Below are 393 nucleotides of genomic sequence, written 5' to 3'. Positions count from 1 at the left end.
GCGTTCTGCCTCACCGAGCCGCACGTGGGATCGGACGCCTCGGCACTGCGCACCACGGCGACGCGCGATGGCGATGGCTACGTGATCGACGGCGTGAAGCAGTTCATCACCAGCGGCAAGAACGGGCAGGTGGCGATCGTGATCGCGGTGACCGACCGGGCGGCGGGCAAGCGCGGCATGAGCGCATTCCTGGTGCCGACCGACGCGCCGGGCTATGCCGTCGCGCGGCTGGAGGACAAGCTCGGGCAGCACAGCAGCGACACGGCGCAGATCACTTTCGACCAGTGCCGCATTCCTGCGGAGAATCTCATCGGCGCGGAGGGCGAGGGCTACAAGATCGCGCTGGGAGCGCTGGAAGGCGGGCGCATCGGCATCGCGGCGCAGAGCGTGGGC

General features: G+C 69.5%; 1 protein-coding gene. It reads left to right on the top strand.

What is annotated here, in order from left to right; translation table 11 throughout:
• Positions 1-393: acyl-CoA dehydrogenase family protein (locus GVL52_RS32665; RefSeq protein WP_200848071.1), on the top strand; the 393-nt coding region annotated here is incomplete at both ends.

It is taken from the genome of Rhizobium sp. 18055 (assembly GCF_902706285.1).
GTDB lineage: Bacteria > Pseudomonadota > Alphaproteobacteria > Rhizobiales > Rhizobiaceae > Rhizobium.
Note: the sequence above shows the minus strand (reverse complement) of the source record. Positions and strands in the feature narration are given on the sequence as shown.